This is a genomic window from Candidatus Nitrotoga fabula (assembly GCF_905221025.1).
Classification (GTDB): Bacteria; Pseudomonadota; Gammaproteobacteria; order Burkholderiales; family Gallionellaceae; genus Nitrotoga; species Nitrotoga fabula.
Map to the genome: position 1 here is coordinate 1 of NZ_CAJNBL010000002.1, position 18,934 is coordinate 18,934.

Consider the following 18,934-nt stretch of genomic DNA (forward strand, 5'->3'; position numbering starts at 1 on the left):
ATTCTTCTCCAGGCCACGGTAACGGACCTTGGTAAAACCAAACTGGCACTTCAGCACGCGGAACACATGTTCCACCTTGGCGCGCACCTTCGATTTGGTTCGGTTTTTCCGTTTGTCCTCTTCGGTCAGGGGTGCGTTGCGATATGCTCGGGCATGAGTGAAGTCCTGTGCCTGTGGCGCATATTCCGCAAGTACTTCACCCTGACCACTATAGGCAGAATCTCCCCTGGTTCCTGGTCGAGGACGGGGCGCTGATGATGGTCGCATCGACAATTGTGCCCCGCGATACTTTCAGTCCTTTATCCGCCATATGTGCATTCACCAGCCGCAACAGTTCGGCTCCAAAGTCACAAGCTTCCATCCGATGACGAAACTGAAGGATAGTGCTCTCGTCAGGCGCCGCTTCGTTACCCAGATCGATTCCCGCAAACTCGCGCATCGCCCGCGAATCATACAGCGCATCTTCCATTGCAGGGTCAGACAGGTTGTACCAGTGCTGCATGAAATAGATGCGTAGCATCCGCTCCAATCCAATGGGTCTTCGCCCTGCGCCCTGCGGGTTGGGATAGTGCGGCTCCAAAGCCTGACTCAGCTTTTTCCAGGGGATGACCTGATCCATCTCCCCCAGAAATCGTTCCTTTCGGGTCTTCTTGCTGTGCTTCTCAAATCCGCTGCTGAAGGTACTCTGGCGCATGGATGCCCTTTCCAAATGACTGCTCAAATTATCTCATGACCAGAAATTAATCAGACCCTGCTTAAGTAGTTCAAGAAAAAAGTTATCACAGTTGGTTTGAGTTATATGCAGTATTATAGTATTCAGATATGATAATATGTATTTGTACGCAGTTTAATATTGCCAACCTGATTTTGCATATCTCAAGAATTACTCAGTACCATTAATATGCGATCTACATTCGCAAATTCACTTTCTCCATAATCCAATCCAAAATATTTATCAAAGTTAATTTCAACCATGTCAACATATTCATCCAGTGGTCCGAATGGATATTGATAGCCAGCCATTCCCTTTGTTGATGTTGTTGATGCCTTGCAGCGTAGCTTTGGATTAGTTCTGGTCTATCTAAAAAATTCAAAGGGAATACGTAAACTAATAGCGCCTAGTAATATAAACATATTAAAAAACCAAATTGATTTCTATCGGTTAATCCTTCATTGCCATTACTTTCATTCCCAAATATATCCCAGAAAACTTTTTCTTGCTATCCAGACGGATTTCAAGATCGCTACAAGATGAATTTAACCTAAACTCTATAAAAACCTCATCATTAGAAACAACACACGAATCAGAGTAAACAGTCTTACCCCCGTTACTGCATACATCTAAAAATGGAACTCCATTTATAGAACCTGTTAAAAAATGCATAACTGCCTTATATTTACCCGCTTTCAAAAATATATATGGTCCATACAACTGGTATCCAGTATATTCCTTAATTATTTGGATACCAGCCGGCATGCGATTTTTTTCTATACATCGGATGGCTACATCGGTGTAAGACCATATCATTTCAAAGTCACCGTAAATCTGTTTACGGCGCCACAAATCAGTATAATCATTGGTACCGGCAAAACCTAGATAATAGCCAACTTTTGGTTTTTTTACCCAAGCAACCATATTTCCATCAGGATCGATAAAGCTCGGATATTTTTCCGGAAAATCTGATACCAAATAACGCACTTCCCCACAATAATAAGACTCTGCACGGTACAACATGGCAAATACCCGACCTAACAATACAGGACCAGTTGGACAAAGGCTGTTAATTCCATAGTGCCTATTCTTAAAATTGGAAACAACGAGATCAATCGCCAGTTTGAATTCTTCACAGTTTGGTTGCGCATAAAGAATTCCGTTACTAACAGCCCATGAAACATTGCTGGATGTCACAAGATCCCGAAAATATATTATTTTTCTGTTAACCGGAATCTGAAGTTTCTGAAGCAGATAAATTCCAATATCAACATAAAGACCACCGTAGAAATATAACAAACAATATCTTGCCAAATCTGCTTTGTACGCATAAGGAGTTAATGCATCATACGTATCCAATACATCAGGAGAAAAGTTTTCTCGGATAAAACCGCGTATCTCATTTCCACTGAACAATCTATGACGGGACTTAGGATACAATGCTTTTATTGAAGCAATATTTGATTGAATCTGGGGCGGGATCTCATTCGGAATCTTACCGTCATCTACTATTAAAATCTGAAATATCTCTTCGACATTCTCGATATCCTCACTTTCCATTTGATACTCATCCTCATTCAATAATAAAAAATAATCTTCATCAACTGGCTCCCAATCATCAGCCCATGTCCAGCAATTATTTTCCTGGTATAGCTTTTTCAATTCCAGAATATTTTCCCTATCAATACATTTAGTAAATATTTGTAGATTCGTAACATTACAATTTTTTGACCGTAAGACCAAAGTTTTTTCGCTATATATCTCCGGAACCAACATCTTTGCTCCATAGCCAGCAACAATGGTTCTAACAGCATGATTTACCTGAACATGATCCTCATGTCCATATTCTCCCCATGGGTTATGGCTAAAAACCAGATCAATATTTTCTAAATGCGGGGATAATTTTTCGACTAATACATTAAAATTATTCTTGTAACGTAGAAGTACCTCTGAATCAAGGGGGGCAATTCCAGCAAATATTTCTTCCGGTTTTTCCCAGTTTGCTGTATTAAAAAAATCACCTTCTGGTAGATCAAGTGAAATAACATTTAAATAGGGATACTGAGAAAGGACAGCTCGTCGCGCACTACCAAGAGATTTTTCAGTTGCAACATCGCAGTAACAAAATATTATTTTCTGCGCCCCTTCAAGCACTGACCCAAACCACAGGATTTCGTCATCCGGATGAGCAACAACAACCACATAGGATTTGTGGGTAATATAATTTGCGATCGGCAAACAGAATTGACCTGACTCAGTGTAAATCATAAAACTGCAGCAGCTAGTAACACGCCGATTCAAATATGAAGTGCAACGCCTGACTTGAAGAATACCTGATTAGGTGTTTTGTATCCAAGTCGTTTTCTGGGTCGGCTGTTCAATTTTTCCATTGCTATATCCATTTCCTGCTGTGTAATCGTGGTGAAGTCCCGCTTTTTGGGGAAATACTGCCGAATCAGTCCATTCGTATTCTTGTTCGTCAGCTAAAAGTAGAGGTTATGCAACTACCAACTTTTCAAAGGACTGATGGTGTTTGCAGAGGATGTGCTGGTTCTGGTTGCTATTTACAGACCGAACCGAGATTTCGATCAACTTAGCCGTATTAGTAGCAGTAAGATTGAGTGTAAAACATTTCACAAGTTTCCTGAATTTAGCCTCGCTGATTCGTGAACGAGCATAATATCTGTTTTTTATTAACCATATTAGGAGGTTAGAATACTTTATAATGCGCTTAACTTCTTAAGACCCTTTTAAAATTACATCGCAGGTTGATGTTGCAATTGCATCCGCAAGTGTAAGAGTGCTAAGAGTTGAATCGGGCTCTATTCTATACATCTTAAAACCCAATCTGGTCCATTCATTGTAGAAAATCTCAACCGACATATTTAAAATGAAACATTTTGGAGAAAACTCAAACATAATTATCACGTGTGGATTTTCGCTCAAAATACGCGATGCTCCTTTAAGGATATAAGGTTCCGCTCCTTCTGCATCAATCTTAATAAAATCTATCCTTGTACCTGGCTTAAAATGACTATCTAAACGTACACCGTCGACTTGAATCCTTTTTATTTTGTCTCGATAATTTTTGGCTTGCTCATCATTGCCCCACAGACTACTCCCACCTAGGAATTTCTCGTAAATTTTAAACGTTAGTATAGTGTCTTCTGAGTAGACGGCTTTATTAACAACTTCAGAGCGAGAACCAAATCCGTTGATAGCAAGATTGTAAAAAATTAAATCTGATAATTCAGGATTCGCCTCAAAACAAATCAGCTTTCCACTTGCGCCAATTTTATCTGCTGCGAGCAAAGAGTAGTATCCGACATTGGCTCCAATTTCAAGAACCACCATTCCGGGCAGAATTAATTCTGAAAAAACATTGGTTATCCATCTTTCCCAATATCCATCTATTAAAATATGAGGCGCCAAACTGAGATCTCTTGTGTCGACGATTATTTTATGACCATAAATCGTTTTGGTAAGAGCACGATTACCTCCCAAGTACACCATTGGCCGCTCGTTTCTACTGTCAATCAAGTCGTTCATGTGGTCATTTAATATTTCGAAATGTCGTTAGATCACCGGACAAATCTAAGCAGCGATAATATGTAATACTGCTCGCTGCCTAACTATGATTGATAGCAAAGGTCAGTCGCAGCTAAAGCCGGTAGTTTAAACTTTGTGATTATTATTAATTATGGGGTCACTAATTATTTAACGCAACACTTTTGAATCGTACCTGGTTTTGAGGGGACTCCAACTCCAAACCGAATCCTTTGGCAAGTTCCTACTGTCAGATCAGACCGAAACTACTGCATTGCAGCCGTTGTAGATGTGGTAGCGAAACGTGGCAAGGTTGTACTTGCCCGGTTTTCGGTACCCGCAATGAAGAGCCCAATGCTGCTCAGAAATGAGACAATGCATGTCCCTGATGGAATCCTTGATCTGGAAGTGCGGTTGTGCCTAAGCGGCCAGGATGATCTGGAAGCTGCGGGTTACGAGCTGTTGCCTGATGGGAATTAGGCTTGTGATCTCCGGATCCCCGCTGGCGGGGTAGGATGGAGCTGGAGAAAGGGAAATAGACGCGGTCTTCCGGGAAGGAGCCTCGGGTCTGTCGCCAAATGATCAATGCAGATACAAGTGTCGTCAGGAATGAGGAATTCCTTTAATGGTTGGTTTACCGGATAGGTCAATATGAGCAGAATCATCGCGCCGCAGTCGGTTACTTTGGTCCTGCCGGTATATAACGAAATCGATAATGTCGGTTCGCTGCTGTCGGAGCTGTATCTGGCGGATTCCAGCCGGTTTGTCAAAAGGGTGATTTATGTCGATGACGATAGCCCGGATGGTACCAGTGAACACATTAAAAATACCAGATTTCCGCTGGAAGTCCTTTGCCTGCACCGGATCGGAAGACAAGGGCTGGGCTCTGCGGTTGTCGAAGGAATGTTGCTGGCGGATACAGAATACGTGGCTGTAATGGATGCGGACGGCCAGCATTCTCCGGTTGATTTGGTCAGGATGATCCAGATGCTCCAGGAAACGGGGGCAAATATCCTGATTGGCTCGCGTTTCAAGGATAAGGTTTTACAGGAATCGCATACGGGTTTCAGGAACGGGTTAAGCCGGTTTGGAAACCGGATATCCCGGTTTTTGTTGAACCAGACCCTGACAGATCCTTTGACCGGTTTCTTTTTGATGGAAAGGAAGTTGTTCCTGCAAGTGGCGAGAATAATCCGGCCATCCGGTTTCAAGATACTGCTCGAAATTTTGTACTCGCTTCGCTCCAGAAATCTGCTGATCCGGGAAATGCAGATCAGTTTCAGGCCGCGCAATGCGGGTGAATCAAAGTTGGATTCGGCGGTGGTGCTTGATTTTGTCGGGCAGGTACTGAGCCGGATGAGCAATGGTGTCATCCCGGAGAAGTTCCCCGGCTTTGCCATCATAGGTGGTTCCGGTGTTGTGATTCACTTTGCGGTTTTATATTGTCTGCTCTTTGTGTACGGACAGACGTTTTTGGCATCGCAGGGCATGGCGATCCTGATGGCAATTGTCTGGAATTACACGCTGAACAACATGCTGACTTTCAGGAGAAATCGCAGGCTTGGCGCAAAATGGTTCAGAGGTCTGGCTTTGTTTATGGTGGTTTGCAGTGCCGGTGCGCTGGCTAACTTAGGCGTTGCGGGCATGCTGAACAGCAGCGGACTGGCCTGGTGGATTTCGGGACTGGCAGGGATTCTGGCAGGAGTGGGATGGAATTATTCTATGTCTAGATTCCTGGTGTGGAAAGCGTAGCCGGGCGATTGCAGCGGTTTTTTCAATATTCGGGATGAGTGCGAGCTGTTGCAGTTGATGCGCAGTCCATGGTTTTTTGCGCTGCCGGTGGGTCAGGGCTTTTCGGTATCATTTTTGGACCAGTGCTCTGCATTTCCAGAGCGGGAGCGCAGAATAAAGCCGGTTTTCGTGGCCTGTGATCTAAGGGTATCGTAGTCCATGTCGCCGTGCAGCAGGAGTATCTGCCTGCATGATTTCAGGCTGCTTTCAGCGGTGATAAACTGCTTCGGGTTCAGTGCATCGGGTATCAGTGCGGCAATTCCGATCGACGCGCATATCTCATCCTTTTTCTCTTGGCTGGGCGGGTGGACTAGAGGTTGGAGGAAAGCAATCATGCTCCGGATGTCGCCCCGTTCTGCCTTGACTGCCTGTATGGGAATCCTGGAGTGGTTTTCCTGCATGTGGAGAAGATGCTGCACTGGAGAAGAAAGGGATAGCGCGAGTCCAAGGATCAGTAGACATTCCATGGTTGTCGGGGGATTTTTTCCCCTTCCACGGGAAACGAAAACCGCAACCCAATTCAGGCAAATCAGCAGCCAGGGGAGGCCGTAATACAGCGTAAATTGTCCTAGTTCATCCCGCACGGCGAGCAGGTAAATGGCGATGAGCGGTGAAAGCAGCACCAGTCCGGACAAATATCGACGGTCGTAACTGCTCAGGGTAACGGTTCCTGTAATGATGATCAGAAAATTGTTCTGAGAAACCAGGTTTGCCAGCCGTTCTACCATGAAATGAGCAGACAGGTGGCTCCAGCCATCTCCGGAAAAATTCGACCCGAAGGTATCGGCTCCTGGGAAGAGTTTGCTCTTGATTAAAAAACAGAGTGCTGCAATCAGTACTCCGGCCAGTGCAAGAATGATTAGCTTTGTCTGTTCCCGGTTCCAGCCATCCTGGCGCCTGAAGTTCAGTGTCAGGATGAGTAAACAGATGAGCGCGGCATAAAATCCGCCGTCTTCCCGGATGAGCGGAAGCATGAGCAATGAAAGGACAAAAAGAAAGTTTCTGTTACGCAGATATGTGGCAAGGGCCAGCGATGTGGTTGCAATCATTGAAATTTCAAAATGGGGATACCCTGCTGCCTGGAACAGCAGGACGTTTGAACTTCCGATCAGGAGCGCAAGCATCATTGCGATCAGCCGGTGCGGCTGGGGAAGCCCGTTGGGTGGGGCCGCAATCAGATACAAAGCGAGATAGAAAAGTCCGAAAAACAGCCCTTGGTGGATGGCAAAGATTTCTACCCCATTCAGGCCGAAACCGATCGCAAGCGGTGCACCAAAAAGAAATAAATAGGGTGACAGATGGGTAGAGTAATAGCTTAGTTCGTCGATGATTCTGGGATTTTTCAGTAATGGATCGGCGGACTCGAATAAATGGGCAAACCAGCCGCTGTCGAAGAGATATCCGTGTGATGTGAAGTGGACCAGTATCCACCGGCCATGTAAAAATGCGACCGCGCCCAGAACAATCCAGAAAATGAATAATTCGAATTTCCTGGAAGAGAATAATCTGTATATCCAGTTGCGTTTCATTTTTTCAATTGACTGGATATAGGAATATGCCTGAAATAAGCATTGCGTAGCTCGGGTTTCTTGTCTGTTATTTTGAATACGCCCGAATTCGTCTGTTGTTTTCGTTGTTTTACCGAAATATTTGGTTCTCATTTTTTCAGCATGATATCATACTGCCATGGAGTAGCAATTAGAGCGCTTCTTCGTGGAACACGCGATGCAGATGTATTGCTGATGTTTTCCAGGAAAAACCCTGCACATGGTTAAGGGCTCTGGACTGGATGGATTGTTTGAGTTCGGCATCGGAACGCAGATTTTCGATTGCGCTGGCCCATTCCTCGGGTGAATCGGGTTCGGCGAATACCGTCACTCCATCGAGCAACTCTGTCATTGCGGGTCTTCTGCTGCAAATGGTGGCCGTACCAAGTAAAGCGGCTTCCATGGGAGGCATCCCGAAACCTTCGTACAGGCTGGGGAAAACGAGTGCCAGTGAATTGCTGATTACATAACCCGTGTCCTCGTCGCTTAATCTGCCCAGGAAATGAATCCGATCCTCCAGACCCAATTCTTTGACCCGGTCTTTGCATCCCGTGTTGTCCCCGATCATGACCAGATGAATGTCCTGGAGATGAAGCAGGGTTAATGCCTGTAATACCACATGTACGTTTTTGTGGTGGTCATGTGAACCGAGAAATACCAGATAGGGGGTTTCCGGCAGGGGAGCAGGAGGGTTTCTGGAAACCGGCAGTTCTGTGATGCCGTTATAAATAAGGCTGATTTTGTCTTTTGGGATCTCCAGGGTGGAGGAAATATCCTCCGCGCTGGACTGGCTGATCGTGACGATTCGGGTAGCTTGGGAAGCTATGATTTTATAGCGGGTTTCCCAGGTGTGCCGGATTGCTTCGGGAAATTCGCTGGGAAAAAGCAGCGGAATAACGTCATGGATCATGACTACGCAAGGCGCTGGCAAGGTATCCGGGCACCAATGAATAGAGGCGTAAAAATAAATTTTGCGTATGGTCTGGGAAGATGCATGATTTTCCGCTTGAACCGAATTTTCGGCAAGGGATTTCAGCTGGATCAACAGTTCCCTGGACACCCGACCGATTCCTCTTCGGTCCTCAAGGGGGCCATTGGCAAAATATATTGCCACCCCATCAAATGGGATCAGGGTAAAGCCTGCTTCCTTGTCCTCCTTATCTTGCGGTATTTCTTCGCTGAGAAATATCCTGTCCGTGATTCTTTGCCATAACCTGCACGTGAATTGCGAATTCAGGGTATGGTTAAATACGACTTCGCGCTTGATTTTCTCCCAAAGCCAGGGATGGGCCTTGAGGTGTGGCTTGATTGCATCAACCAGTTGCGGATGCCGCAGTATCTGACGTCCTATGCCGCGAAGTGTGAAGAGAAAAATTCGTTTGGGATTGTAGGCGCGCAAGGGATGAGTCAGAAGCCATGAATAGCTTTGGCGTATGCCGTGCAGTTCATTTTCCAGTTGTTTTGCCCGCTCTTCTGCGATGCTGGCGCGGAGTTCGGCTTTGCGCAACCGGGTTTCCAGTTCATGGAGCTGGTCTGATGCCTGCGGTTGCACTGTGGGCGTCATGATTTCAGAAGAACCTGATGCATGTCCCAACGTGTTTGTCAGGAGGGGATCAACAACATGACAGGTGGAATCGTTACCCATGGCCTGCCTTTTCGGGAGCAATAGGAATATCCAGACAAGGCCCGGCTACAGGAACAAGGCGGATCGGTATCAAATTATAAAATCCTTTTCTTGGCTGATGACTGGGGAATCATTTTCTACTTTGCCGTGGGAAAGGGTAACGATTCTGTCGCAGATACGCATTGCCAGTTTTTCCGAGTGTGTGGCAATCACCAGGATGGAGGCCTTCCCCAGATAATCGATCAGGCGCAGGGTGGCTTTTTCTGAAAAGGAGGCGTCACCTGTGGACAGCCATTCATCCATCAGGACAATATTCCGCGGGCTGGAGGTCGAAACCGAGAAGGCCAGACGTAATTTCATGCCGCTGGAGTATGTCCGGACCGGGATATTCAGAAAATCGCCAAGCTCGGAGAATTCTGCAATTTCGTTTTTCCGGCCGTTGATTTCGGCGCGTGACATGCCCATCGCCAGGCCACGCAGGATAATGTTGTCCCATCCTGTTGCTTCTGCATCCATCCCCTGGTGAAGGTCGATCAGGGTTGATATGGACCCTTCCACTTCCAGGCTGCCGCCAGTTGGATAATATACTCCTGCAATCGCGCGTAACAACGTAGATTTTCCGGAGCCGTTGTGCCCCAGCAAAGCAACTCTTTCTCCATTCTGGATATTCAGGTTGATTTGATCCAGGGCATTGATATAGACATGGTTGGTCACGTCGGAAGAGAACCTTCCGCCCGTGGCAACTTTGATGAAATTCCCCCGGAACGAGCGATGCGCTGCGTTGTACACAGGAAACTGTATGCTCAGGTTATGTGCCTTGATGGAAACCATGTCAGAGCCAGTAAGCGATTCTTCGGCGGTATTTGCCAAGCAGCCCGGCCGTGGCCAGAGTACTGATTGCGATCAGGATAAAGATCATTAAAAAATCCCATGCTGCAGGAAGTTCTCCGAGCAGGGGTTTTCTGATGATTGAAACCATTGCATGGAATGGGTTCCAGTCTGAAACAAACTGGAATCGCCCGATTTGTTTGGCTTCCCATATGATAGGGGTTAGGTAAAAGATCACCTGGAGCAGATTGTTGATAATCTGGGGCATGTCTCTGAAACGCGTGCAGAATATGGCAACCGGAGCGCCGATCATCAGCATCAGCAGGGATAGGATGGCTAATCCAGGAATGGCAGCCAGGGCTTCGAAAGAAACCCCCGGCCCGGCAAACAAAAAAACGATTGCCACGACCAGAAAATTATGGGCGAGTATTAAAAGATGCCGGATATATATCCTGAGCACGAACTGGAAAAAATGGGTGTGCTGCTGCTTGATGAAACCTTCAAATTGCGTAATGGAAGTTGCAGATTCTGTTATGAAACCTGAAATGAATGTCCAGGTGACGATACCTGCTGCGAAATAGGACATGTAATAGCCGGTTGGCTGATTGAAAACCTGGGACCATAATAAACCCAGGGTCAGCACAAGAATTCCGGTGGATAGGGTATACCACCATGGGCCAAGGACTGAACGCCGGTATTTCATCTTGATATCCTGCCGCCCCAGATAAAGCCACATGTCCCGGGTACGAACCGAGTGGGTGATGTCTTCAAATCCCCAGCGTAGTAGGTTTGGCAATTTTTCAGACATCAGAAAACCAGTCATAATACATGGCTGTATTTTATCTTAATTTTGTTCATGAAATATCATTTATCCAATAGTGGTTTTCCCGAAAAACTCAGGTTCTAGCTTAAGTATCACCAGGGCTTTTCCATTCGTATTGCCTTTCGCCCATAATGAAAGCAGGCAGGCGGGCGGTTTCCCTGAACAGAATCATGATATAAAAAACAAGCATGGGAACCATGTGCAGGAACGCCCGGTTAATCAGGGTAAAATCTTCCGCCCATTTCTGGGCATGGGTAAAATAAAAAACGACCAGAAGAAATGAAATTGCAGCAAATACCAGTGTGGTCATACTGCGATAAGGCAGGGAATAAAGTCTCGGGATAGACAGCAGAAGTGCCGTCAGTACCAGATACCAAAGCAGATGCCAGTTGTCCATGGCCATCATGTTCTCCCGGAAAGGCTGCCACGCCGGGGTAAATTTCAGGTGCAGATGATAGCCAAGCAGGTAAAAATCCTTTCCTTCAAACAACAGCAAAGTCACCAGCACAGCTGCTGCCAGTAAGAATGTTCCTGCCAGCGTGGCACGTGGCAGGAAAATAATGAGCAGCGCGGGAAGGAAGGTGATTGCCCATGCAATTCCGGGCTGTTTGATCAGGATGCAGCCCATGGCAAACAGCAGTGCCATGCTTCCCTGCCAGAAATCGCGATTCCTGACCCAGTGGAAAAAGGCAATTGCAGCCAGCCCGTAAAATGCTCCCATAAACAAGTCGGCATATCCCGCCAGGGCGATGTGTACATTGAGCATAGGCAGAGAGAGCAGGAAATACGTGAACAGCAGCGAGAACAGTGGAGGGATTTGCCATTGCCTGGCCTGTCCGTAAAATGCCAGCCCAAGAGCGCCTGCGCAAAACAGCCAGGGAAGATTCATTAACGTGTCGTTCCATGCACCCTGGCCATAGTTCATCCATGCCTGGATTAAAGGTATCGTGGGCGGATAGTGAGGAGCAGCATCCGTGTATGCCCATGGAAATTTGCCTTCCAGCCAGATATCGTCCTGTACGAAGGGTAGGATCTGTCCGGTCTCATACCATACCCGGGCTTTGGTCGCCCACTGCGACCAGGCGTCCCAGGGAAACAGCGGACGCCATAGGATCTCCAGCCCCAGCCCTGCCAGTCTTGTAACGATCAGGAATAGCAGCAGGGCGTAAATGAATTTTTTCCATCCGCTGAGGCTCAGCCAGTCTGCTCCGGGACGCCGGATACGCCAGGACTGTTTTCGGCTGAAAAATATCCCGGCGGCGATCAGCAAGGCCAGTGCCACTGCAATGCTTGAAAATCCAAGGCGGATGCCGGATGCGTCCAGAAGACGCATCACTAGCGTGGTGAAAAGCAATCCGGCCAGATAGCCATATCCCAGCAGGATGGGCCAGGTAGTACTGGCCGGTTTGAGCCATGAAGCACGCAACCAGACAATTCCCAGAAGCCAGGGTAATATCAGACTGGCTGCCAATGCGAAATTTTCCATTTAGTTTACCTGGAATAGTGCGTTGCCATTAGAGACGAGCAGCATGTCAGCTTTAAGGGATTGCCCGTCTCCCCAGGTCAATAGTTTTTTCGCGGGATCGTATTTCACCCTTTGCTTGAGGAACAGGGCTATATAGTCACCCGAATGAAAACGGGATGCATCGGGTAAATCCTTGCGGGCCAGAACGTTATGGGGATACAGGTGGTAGGCTCCCCTTCCGCGGATATAGTCCACGTCGGAAAAAAGCAGGATGCGGGTCGCGCCGGGAGGTAACCTGGATTTTATTTGCCTCGTGAAGTCGAACAGCCCTTGATCTTCGGCTGCAAGATGTTTTTCTTCCCAGCTTTTTCCGGCATATTCATTGGAGGTGATTCCCAGCTGGCGGAACAGGTTCAGCTGCCAGCGGACATCCAGCAGAAGCCATCCAAGAAGAACGATGCCCCATATTATGGCGGCATTGAGTGGATTTTTCTTTGTAACACACAGGATGATATATATTGCCATGGCAACGAGAGTGATGACCAGGGCAGCAAAGGTAGGGGTGAATTTTTTTCCGTATGAGTCCATGTCCACAAAGTTGATGGAGGTTTGCTGCCATTTACTGAAGGCAAACCACTTCCCTGCAAGCTCCCGCAGGGTTCCGGATAAAGAAAGTGGATCGAGACTCACATTGTTGACGGAAATGGGTGCATCCGTCATTCCTTTAAAGATGATGGCCAGGTCAGTAACCTGACCATGCCAGATTTTCATCTTCAGTCATTCTTAATGGCTGAATGACATTATCTTCCCAGACAAGGGGCCGCACAAAAACACGATTTTCTGCTGTACGCCACATAAATTCCATTTCCATGCCAGGGCGGATACCTGAGACAGACCAGTTTACGGTAGCGTAATCATCCGCCTGGAAAACCGGCGGAGTGAGCGCGGCAATTGCAATCCCCTGGTCTGTCAGTCTGCGGATCAGAAGCTTACCCTGTGTTGGGTGGCCCTGACCTTTGCTCAAGGTCAGGGTTGCGCCGTCCCAGCGTAAAATTCCGGCAGTGCTCATCCATTTTTCCGGCCAGTTGTAATACAGGTACACCATCAGAAAAAGGAGAAGGCTCGCTAGAAATACCAGCGGTGACGCCAGCCATTCCCGGCGTAATGAAATTCGGCTGGATGGGGGCAGGGGTTTGGTTTCAATGGACATTCTGCAATAATATATTATTGGTTTGTTCTGATCACTATTGTAGGCTGCAATGATGATTTCTATCGATGATGCTTGATCAGGCAACAGGCTTAATGCGCATTTTTGCCAGTGAGGATAATAAAAACCGTCTTGACAATGATACGCAGGTCAAACCATAACGACCAGTTGTTAATATAATATATGTCGTGCCGGATCCGGTTTTCCATTTTCCTGATTTCTCCGGTTTCTCCTCTCCAGCCGTTCACCTGCGCCCAGCCTGTAAGGCCCGGCTTGACCTGGTGGCGTAATATGTAAGTGTCAATTTGCTGCTGGTAGAAATGATCATGTTCCACTGCATGGGGGCGGGGTCCGACTATCGACATATCCCCTTTCAGTACATTAAGGAATTGCGGCAGCTCGTCCAGACTGGTGCGTCGAAGAAATGTTCCGAAAGGGGTGATGCGCGCATCGCCGGGAACCGCCTGGAATATTTTTTCAGGGGGTTCGGAATGATGCTTCATGGTGCGGAATTTCCATACCCAGATGCGCTCACCATGCATGCCCCCGCGCAGCTGTTTGTAGAACACCGGCCCCGGTGAACTGAGTTTGATGCCAAGAATGATAAGCAGCATGAGAGGACTGGCTGCCAGCAGTATGGAAATTGCCAAAATTTTGTCTTCGAGTTCCTTGATGAATCCGTTGATCCCTGACAACGGGGTTTCCATGATGTGGATCACGGGGAGGCCGGCAATCTCGCCGATAGAATGGTTAAGGAGATGTACTCCGTATATGTCTGGAACAAAGGTGATTTGCACGGGCAGTCGATTCAATTGTGCCACCATGGATTTCACCTGGGTATCTTGATTCAGCGGCAAGGCGATCCATACCTGGTTGACGCCGAGTCCTGTCGCTTCCTTGGGCAGAAGTTGCAGGCTGCCACGAACAGGGACGCCTTCGATTAACTGCCCTTGAAAATGAGGTGCGTCGTCATAAAAACCTATAATTTTCAGACCCGTCCAGTGGGAAGCGGTAATTCGTTGAGCTACTTCCCGTCCCAGTTCACCAGCACCGGCAATCACGATATTGCGGGTGTTGATTCCCCTGCGACGCAGAAAACGCAGGCTGCTTCGCAGAATCAGCCTGAACAGCGTCATGGATGAAAGCCCGCCTATCATTAATCCGGTAATCCATACTCTCGAATACTCGGTGCTGGTTTTGGTTGCGAACATGATGCCGACCAATACGGCGTATACGATGAACCAGGCTTTTGTTAATGTCTGGATTTCTGACCACAGGCTTTCGTCGCGGCGTGGGCGATACAAATCGAAGAATGGAAAAATTGCCAGGCAGATCAGGCATATTCCAATCAGGATAACGATATATTCCTCGGGGATTTCAAACGACCCGAAGCGTATTGCATACACCACCGTGCCGGTGATCAGTACGAGCAGAGGATCCACCAGACGCTGAATCATACTGATGGTGTCAGCGTTCTTTTTAAGCAGACTGCGAAAAGTCATGGCAGGTTCATTTTGTCTGGTGCGTTTTTTTCAGGGACAGTTGGAATTGCCGCCATTTGGCGTGCACCAGTTCCCTGAATTTTGTTCCGAAAATGGCAGATGCGAATCGGCTTGCGTTTTCGCGACAGGCTGCTGGCAGGATGCGGGCGGATTCCAGCTCGAAACGGGTGATGCCAGTTTGTATCGACTGGGCAGTCTGTTCCAGGAAAAACACTCCGGTAGGGTGCTCGTCATCCAGCCCGCGGATGGTTTCCAGTGCGGCTCCTTTGCCAAACGCTATCACCGGCGTGCCGCAAGCCTGGGCCTCCAGTGGCGCGATGCCGAAATCCTCTTCTGCAGCCAGTATGTATGCCTTGGCTCGTTGCATGTAATCGCATATCACGTCACATGGCTGGTATCCCATTACGGTTACATTGGCCCCTGAATTTTTTTTCACTTTTTGCATTTCCGGTCCGTCGCCGATGATGATTAGACGCCGTTCTGGCATGGCTGCAAATGCCTCGGCGATCAGATGCATTTTTTTATATGGCACCAGACGGGAGGCAGCAAGATAAAAATCATCTTTGTTTTCATGCAGAGAAAATTTCAGAATATCCACCGGGGGATAAATGACGGTTGCCTTGCGACGGTAGGTTTTCCATATCCGGCGGGCGATAAAATGGGAATTGGAAATGAAATGGTCCACATTGTTTGCCGTGCGTACATCCCATATCCGCATATAGTGCAGAATCAGTCTGGCGATCCATCCCTTGATTCCCTGGTTCAATCCGGTTTCTGCCAGATACTGATGCTGAAGATCCCACGCATAGCGTATCGGGGAATGCACATAACAGATGTGGAGCTGATCGGGGCCGGTAATGACACCTTTAGCTACTGCATGGTTGCTGGACAGGACGATTTCATAGCTGGAAAGGTCGAATTGCTCCACTGCCAACGGCATCAGGGCGAGATATTTTCGGAACCGGGTACGTGCAAAAGGCAACCTTTGAATAAATGAGGTATGGGACGGTTTCCCCTGTAGAAATTCCCGTTTTTCGGCTGGCATGAAATCAACCACGCTGTATAGGTCGGCTTGCGGGTAGCATGACAGGATTTGTTCCAGCACCCGTTCGGCACCTGCATATTCTGTCAGCCAGTCATGTATTATCGCAACCCGCATAGCCTGTTTTCTCAAAATTTCATTTTGCCGGAATGATGTGATTTTGTTCGGGTACACCCTGTAATATAATTTACTTGCAGATTCCTGTTTTTCTCAGTAACTGATCGGAAAACCAGGTTTTACAAAAGTCAAATTGTTCTGTGTAATTAAGTTGCGATGCAGCAAGTATGCATCAGGCAAGCAGTTCCGGGATACCTGATGGTTCATGAGGTTTGATGCTGGAAATCTTTTTCAGTGTACTCAGCGCATATGGGAACCTTATTCCCGGTGTTTGAAGTACATAATTTGTAATTATAATTTAATCCGCATCCAGCGGGATTGCTTTTGCCCTTTAATTTTGCTTGCGATGCCAGTCAAGATTGGTTGAAAGCAGGTCGATTAAACCGGATGGTTACTGGCTCATCCTGCCCCGCATGATTTCCAGCAGAAGATGAGGTGTTGTTTATCAACCCGGGACGACCTTTATTTTCCCTGAAGGGTGGAACACAAGATTTCGAAAATGGGCAGCACTGGTGCAGTTTCCGGGTAATTTTTATGGATTTTCTGTTTTGGCAATATTGTTTGGGAATTGAAGCATATGGATGCTGATTTTTGGCTTGACCGATGGCTTAAAAGTGAGATTGGTTTTCATCAGAATGAAATCAATCTGCATTTGCAGAAATTCTGGCCTTTGCTGAATCTGCCTTCAGGAAGCCGTGTGTTTGTTCCACTCTGTGGCAAGAGCCGCGATATGGTCTGGCTACATGAACAAGGGCATGATGTGATAGGCGTGGAAATGAGCCCTGTTGCAGTGGAGGCATTTTTTTCTGAAAATTCCATACCCTTTTTTGTAACAAAATATAGAGATTTCAGCAAGTATCAGGCAGATGGATTTGCACTGTATTGTGGTGATTTCTTTCATCTGCTCCCTGAGGATATGCGGGGTGTGAACGCGGTCTTTGATCGAGGGTCACTCATTGCGCTTCCGCCGTCCATGCGGTGTGCTTATGCCAGCCAGATGCACGCTATTCTGCCGCATGGCTGCAAAATTCTTCTTGTTACTCTGGATTATCCGCAACATGAAATGAATGGACCGCCTTTTAGCGTCGGGGAATTGGAAGCCAGCGCGACTTATGCGAAAACAGGCAATGTTCAATTGCTGCATAGTGCAGATATCCTGGACAGGGAAACACGATTTCGCGAAAAGGGATTAACCCGTCTATTTGAGAAAGTATATCTGGTTACGCACAATCCTGACTAATCCTGGGAAGCCTTCCGGAGGCAGGGAGAGTGGCGACAGGCAGAAATTACCCTAGGGCCAATGATTTTTCCGGTCGTTCCGGGTCGTCAGCTAAGCCGATTCTTGCTATGATTAATTTAGTTACAGTACACATTTCCTGGTTTGTTCATGAACAACATTACGATCTATCATAATCCGGGTTGCAGCACCTCACGCAATACGCTGGAACTGATCCGCAACCGCGGACTGGTGCCCCATATCGTTGAATACCTGAAAACGCCACCCACCCACGCTGAACTGGCATCTTTGATCTCAGCCATGGGTAAGTCAGTCCGGGATGTGCTGCGCAGTAAGGAAAAACTGTACGCTGAACTGGATCTGGGCAACCCGAAATGGAGCCATGACGAGTTGATTGAATTCATGATTGCGCATCCAGTTCTGATCAACCGCCCGATTGTTGTAACCCCGCGTGGAGTGCGCTTATGCCGTCCTTCTGAAACGGTTCTGGAGATTCTGCCTTGAGCGGTTGACGCTATGAATGGTCTGGAAGGGCGGAGGAGGAGAGCGTTATGATTTCAGACATCATCATTTGACGTCTGGTTATTTCAAGTAATTCATTTATATTCATTTTTTCGCATCCATTTGGTTGCGATCCATTTTTCACCAGATTTAACCGGTGCCCCTCCATGGAGCGTCAAAGGGTCCGTCTGGTTGAGTGAATTCAGGTAGGAGAAATAAAGGGCAGAACCTTTTCTGGGTATCACGCTGAGATGGATGTCAGGAAAAATGGTTTCTCCCCCGTCCTCTACTTCGTTGAGGTACAGGATCAGTGTAGATATTCTTTGTCCTCCCTGACTTAAATAAGTGGCACTTCCGGGTTCCTGTTCCGGGAAAAAATCAAAATGTGGTCGATATTCCTCCCCGATTTTATACCGCAGTATCTGAATTCCCTCTCCATTCTCGATCGGAAAATTCAATAGCTCAGAAATTCGAAGCTCCAGCTGCTGGATCAAGGTATTTTCGTTTCGATGAAAATAGGTGCCTTCACTGGTTCTGCCTTCGTGCAGGATTTTGCCCCCGGACTGCAGGTCAACGACTGTTGATGGAGACAATTTATGTTGCGCTATTCCGATCAGTTCGTTACATTCGCTATCCGTCATAAAACCGTCAACGAGGACTATTTCCGGGCGGGATAGGCGCAGCCTGACATTGACCAGACGATCAGAAAGCTGGATAAGGTTTCCCGGAGCAATCCGGCTGGGTTCGTAACTATACGATTCGTTCGACAAATTGGTTTCCATCGTTTAACTTTCCTGCCAGTGGCAGTCATGTTTGAAAGATAATGTTTGCAAACTTATGAGTAAAGCGGTTCCGGATTATGTCATTACATCATGAAGAGGGTGTATATAGAATATATTTCTGATTGCTGACGATCCAGGCATGTCAGCCTGGATGGTACATTTTTCCATTTTTTCAACTGATTATTGAAAAATCCCAGTCAAGAACCGGAT

At 47.1% G+C, this 18,934-nt stretch carries 18 protein-coding genes and 2 pseudogenes; 4 read left to right on the forward strand and 16 right to left on the reverse strand.

The window, feature by feature from the left end; all coding sequences use genetic code 11:
• The 6 genes and pseudogenes from KJA68_RS00105 to KJA68_RS00125 all read right to left on the reverse strand — a co-directional run.
• The coding region (locus tag KJA68_RS00105; RefSeq protein WP_213034892.1) for a transposase at window positions 1-267 on the reverse strand (267 nt) is incomplete at its 3' end.
• Window positions 209-694, reverse strand: coding sequence for an IS5 family transposase (locus KJA68_RS00110; protein WP_213034893.1), 486 nt, complete (start codon window positions 692-694; stop codon window positions 209-211). The genes KJA68_RS00110 and KJA68_RS00105, both read right to left, overlap by 59 nt.
• A 468-nt stretch (window positions 695-1,162) precedes the next feature.
• On the reverse strand, window positions 1,163-2,980 hold the full coding sequence (locus KJA68_RS00115) for a glycosyltransferase (RefSeq protein WP_213034894.1): 1,818 nt from the start codon (window positions 2,978-2,980) through the stop codon (window positions 1,163-1,165).
• A 29-nt stretch (window positions 2,981-3,009) separates the two neighbouring features.
• Window positions 3,010-3,192 (reverse strand): annotated as a pseudogene (locus tag KJA68_RS10800) (transposase); the annotation flags it as partial.
• A 79-nt stretch (window positions 3,193-3,271) separates the two neighbouring features.
• Window positions 3,272-3,406, reverse strand: a pseudogene (locus KJA68_RS00120) (IS1595 family transposase); the annotation flags it as partial.
• Between the two features lie 45 nt (window positions 3,407-3,451).
• Window positions 3,452-4,261: an FkbM family methyltransferase gene (locus KJA68_RS00125; RefSeq protein WP_213034895.1), complete on the reverse strand. Its 810-nt coding sequence runs from the start codon at window positions 4,259-4,261 to the stop codon at window positions 3,452-3,454.
• A 288-nt stretch (window positions 4,262-4,549) separates the two neighbouring features.
• Between KJA68_RS00125 and KJA68_RS00130 the strand changes: the two genes are divergently transcribed.
• Entirely contained in the window at window positions 4,550-4,738 is a 189-nt protein-coding gene (locus KJA68_RS00130) for a hypothetical protein (RefSeq protein WP_213034896.1), read from the forward strand.
• Window positions 4,739-4,909: 171 nt separating this feature from the next.
• Window positions 4,910-6,010 carry a glycosyltransferase gene (locus KJA68_RS00135; protein WP_213034897.1) on the forward strand — a complete coding sequence of 367 codons (1,101 nt, stop codon included), beginning with the start codon at window positions 4,910-4,912 and terminating at the stop codon, window positions 6,008-6,010.
• Between the two features lie 92 nt (window positions 6,011-6,102).
• Here the strand turns inward: KJA68_RS00135 and KJA68_RS00140 are convergent, their stop codons facing one another.
• The 9 genes from KJA68_RS00140 to KJA68_RS00180 form a co-directional block, all read right to left on the reverse strand.
• On the reverse strand, window positions 6,103-7,710 hold the full coding sequence (locus KJA68_RS00140; RefSeq protein ID WP_213034898.1) for a DUF2339 domain-containing protein: 1,608 nt from the start codon (window positions 7,708-7,710) through the stop codon (window positions 6,103-6,105).
• A gap of 37 nt (window positions 7,711-7,747) precedes the next feature.
• The gene (locus KJA68_RS00145) at window positions 7,748-9,241 is read right to left on the reverse strand and encodes a glycosyltransferase family 4 protein (protein WP_213034899.1); all 1,494 of its coding nucleotides are present in this window, start codon (window positions 9,239-9,241) and stop codon (window positions 7,748-7,750) included.
• Window positions 9,242-9,310: 69 nt separating this feature from the next.
• Window positions 9,311-10,090: an ABC transporter ATP-binding protein gene (locus KJA68_RS00150; protein ID WP_213034900.1), complete on the reverse strand. Its 780-nt coding sequence runs from the start codon at window positions 10,088-10,090 to the stop codon at window positions 9,311-9,313.
• Window positions 10,053-10,856 (reverse strand): ABC transporter permease, encoded by an 804-nt coding sequence (locus KJA68_RS00155; protein WP_213034901.1) that lies wholly within the window; start codon window positions 10,854-10,856, stop codon window positions 10,053-10,055. The genes KJA68_RS00150 and KJA68_RS00155 overlap by 38 nt, the downstream gene beginning before the upstream one ends.
• A gap of 100 nt (window positions 10,857-10,956) precedes the next feature.
• Window positions 10,957-12,357 carry a hypothetical protein gene (locus KJA68_RS00160; protein ID WP_213034902.1) on the reverse strand — a complete coding sequence of 467 codons (1,401 nt, stop codon included), beginning with the start codon at window positions 12,355-12,357 and terminating at the stop codon, window positions 10,957-10,959.
• Window positions 12,358-13,107 carry a hypothetical protein gene (locus KJA68_RS00165; RefSeq protein ID WP_213034903.1) on the reverse strand — a complete coding sequence of 250 codons (750 nt, stop codon included), beginning with the start codon at window positions 13,105-13,107 and terminating at the stop codon, window positions 12,358-12,360.
• A complete protein-coding gene (locus KJA68_RS00170) occupies window positions 13,079-13,546 on the reverse strand; it encodes a hypothetical protein (protein ID WP_213034904.1) in 468 nt (155 codons plus the stop codon). The genes KJA68_RS00165 and KJA68_RS00170 overlap by 29 nt, the downstream gene beginning before the upstream one ends.
• An 89-nt stretch (window positions 13,547-13,635) precedes the next feature.
• Complete coding sequence (locus KJA68_RS00175) at window positions 13,636-15,045, reverse strand: undecaprenyl-phosphate glucose phosphotransferase (RefSeq protein ID WP_213034905.1); 1,410 nt, start codon at window positions 15,043-15,045, stop codon at window positions 13,636-13,638.
• Between the two features lie 7 nt (window positions 15,046-15,052).
• On the reverse strand, window positions 15,053-16,204 hold the full coding sequence (locus KJA68_RS00180; protein ID WP_213034906.1) for a glycosyltransferase family 4 protein: 1,152 nt from the start codon (window positions 16,202-16,204) through the stop codon (window positions 15,053-15,055).
• Between the two features lie 577 nt (window positions 16,205-16,781).
• Here KJA68_RS00180 and KJA68_RS00185 point away from each other — a divergent pair.
• Window positions 16,782-17,444 (forward strand): thiopurine S-methyltransferase, encoded by a 663-nt coding sequence (locus KJA68_RS00185; RefSeq protein WP_213034907.1) that lies wholly within the window; start codon window positions 16,782-16,784, stop codon window positions 17,442-17,444.
• Between the two features lie 147 nt (window positions 17,445-17,591).
• Window positions 17,592-17,945, forward strand: coding sequence for an arsenate reductase (glutaredoxin) (gene arsC, locus KJA68_RS00190; protein WP_213034908.1), 354 nt, complete (start codon window positions 17,592-17,594; stop codon window positions 17,943-17,945).
• Window positions 17,946-18,037: 92 nt separating this feature from the next.
• Here the strand turns inward: arsC and KJA68_RS00195 are convergent, their stop codons facing one another.
• Complete coding sequence (locus KJA68_RS00195) at window positions 18,038-18,724, reverse strand: 2OG-Fe(II) oxygenase (protein ID WP_213034909.1); 687 nt, start codon at window positions 18,722-18,724, stop codon at window positions 18,038-18,040.
• Window positions 18,725-18,934 lie beyond the last annotated feature (210 nt).

Coding starts and splice junctions, on each gene's coding strand:
- KJA68_RS00110 (WP_213034893.1), bottom strand. CDS start 694: ATGCGCCAGAGTACCTTCAGCAGCGGATTTGAGAAGCACAGCAAGAAG.
- KJA68_RS00115 (WP_213034894.1), bottom strand. CDS start 2,980: ATGATTTACACTGAGTCAGGTCAATTCTGTTTGCCGATCGCAAATTAT.
- KJA68_RS00125 (WP_213034895.1), bottom strand. CDS start 4,261: ATGAACGACTTGATTGACAGTAGAAACGAGCGGCCAATGGTGTACTTG.
- KJA68_RS00135 (WP_213034897.1), top strand. CDS start 4,910: ATGAGCAGAATCATCGCGCCGCAGTCGGTTACTTTGGTCCTGCCGGTA.
- KJA68_RS00140 (WP_213034898.1), bottom strand. CDS start 7,710: ATGAGAACCAAATATTTCGGTAAAACAACGAAAACAACAGACGAATTC.
- KJA68_RS00145 (WP_213034899.1), bottom strand. CDS start 9,241: ATGGGTAACGATTCCACCTGTCATGTTGTTGATCCCCTCCTGACAAAC.
- KJA68_RS00155 (WP_213034901.1), bottom strand. CDS start 10,856: ATGTCTGAAAAATTGCCAAACCTACTACGCTGGGGATTTGAAGACATC.
- KJA68_RS00160 (WP_213034902.1), bottom strand. CDS start 12,357: ATGGAAAATTTCGCATTGGCAGCCAGTCTGATATTACCCTGGCTTCTG.
- KJA68_RS00165 (WP_213034903.1), bottom strand. CDS start 13,107: ATGAAAATCTGGCATGGTCAGGTTACTGACCTGGCCATCATCTTTAAA.
- KJA68_RS00170 (WP_213034904.1), bottom strand. CDS start 13,546: ATGTCCATTGAAACCAAACCCCTGCCCCCATCCAGCCGAATTTCATTA.
- KJA68_RS00175 (WP_213034905.1), bottom strand. CDS start 15,045: ATGACTTTTCGCAGTCTGCTTAAAAAGAACGCTGACACCATCAGTATG.
- KJA68_RS00180 (WP_213034906.1), bottom strand. CDS start 16,204: ATGCGGGTTGCGATAATACATGACTGGCTGACAGAATATGCAGGTGCC.
- KJA68_RS00185 (WP_213034907.1), top strand. CDS start 16,782: ATGGATGCTGATTTTTGGCTTGACCGATGGCTTAAAAGTGAGATTGGT.
- arsC (WP_213034908.1), top strand. CDS start 17,592: ATGAACAACATTACGATCTATCATAATCCGGGTTGCAGCACCTCACGC.
- KJA68_RS00195 (WP_213034909.1), bottom strand. CDS start 18,724: ATGGAAACCAATTTGTCGAACGAATCGTATAGTTACGAACCCAGCCGG.